The following is a 1,315-nucleotide window of genomic DNA, read 5'->3' as shown; positions in this document are numbered from 1 at the left end:
TGTAAATGATACTATATAGATGTACATAAAATGGAATATAAAAATGTACAAAATTATACAAATTTCTGCTATCCTTATCCCGGGAGGGATAGCCATGATTTTAAATTTAATAGGACAAATTAATATAATTAAATCAATGAATTTTAAACCAAATTACTCTGAATTAGCCAGAGAGCATGGAATTGATAGAAGAACAGTGAAAAAATACTATGATGGATATGAAGGTAAACCACAAACTAGAAATAAATCTAGCAAATTAGATCAATACTTAGAAGAAATCAAATTAAAACTTTCAATAAAAGGAATTACAGCAAAGGCTGTATACGAATATTTTTTAGACAAGAATTATGACATTGGATCTTATTCAAATTTTATCAAATATATCAAATCAAAAAATTTAAAACCAACTAAAAAAATAAAAGGACATCCTAGATTTGAAACTCCACCTGGAAAACAAGCGCAAGTAGATTGGAAAGAAGATTTAAAATTAGTATCAAAAAATAATGAAGAATTTATAATAAATGTATTTAACTATAAACTTGGAAATTCTAGATACTGCCATTTTGAATATAGAAATACAAAAACTCAGCAAGATGTATTTGAGTGCCTAATATCATCATTTAAAGCTACCGGAGGTATCCCTTCAGAAATTTTATTTGATAATATGAGTACAGTTGTTGATATTACGGGTAATAAAAGAAAAATTAATAATAAAATGAAAGCATTCGCTTCAGACTTTGGTTTTAATATTAGCCTTTGTAAGCCCCGCCATTCTTATACGAAGGGAAAAGTAGAGTCAGCAAATAAGTTTATTGAATGGTTACTTGCATATAATTATGAATTTGAAACTGAAGAAGATTTAATTCAAATATTAAAAAATATAAATAAAAAAGTAAATCAATCAGCAAACCAGACAACAGGGCTACCGCCTATACTTTTATTTCAAAAAGAAAAGGAATACTTACAGCCTTTACCTAGTAATTCAATAATTGAATCATATATAAACCAAAGGTTGACCGCCAACGTTCATAAAGATTCTCTGATAAATTACAAGAATAGCAAGTATTCCGTCCCTAGCAAATATATAAATAAAACTGTAACTTTGAAAGTTATTGATAACAAGTTACATATATATTTTAGCACAGATTTAATAGCTATTCATGACATAACAAATAAAAAAATGAATTATAATGAAGAGCATTATAAAGAATTAATATCTCCGTATATAAAAAATTCTAACGACATTGATGATATTGCAAGGGATAATTTAAACCAACTAGATTATTTACTTAATGTTAATGGAGGAGAATATGAG

The 1,315-nt window shown here is 26.7% G+C and carries 1 protein-coding gene; it reads left to right on the top strand.

Features of this window, described 5'->3' with window-relative positions:
• Nucleotides 1–97: 97 nt before the first annotated feature.
• Nucleotides 98–1,315, top strand: a 1,218-nt coding sequence (istA, locus tag K0040_RS19775) for an IS21 family transposase (protein WP_416390179.1), incomplete at its 3' end; no start/stop codon positions are given.

This window comes from Terrisporobacter petrolearius (assembly GCF_020748185.1).
Lineage (GTDB): Bacteria > Bacillota > Clostridia > Peptostreptococcales > Peptostreptococcaceae > Terrisporobacter > Terrisporobacter petrolearius.
Note: the sequence above shows the minus strand (reverse complement) of the source record. Positions and strands in the feature narration are given on the sequence as shown.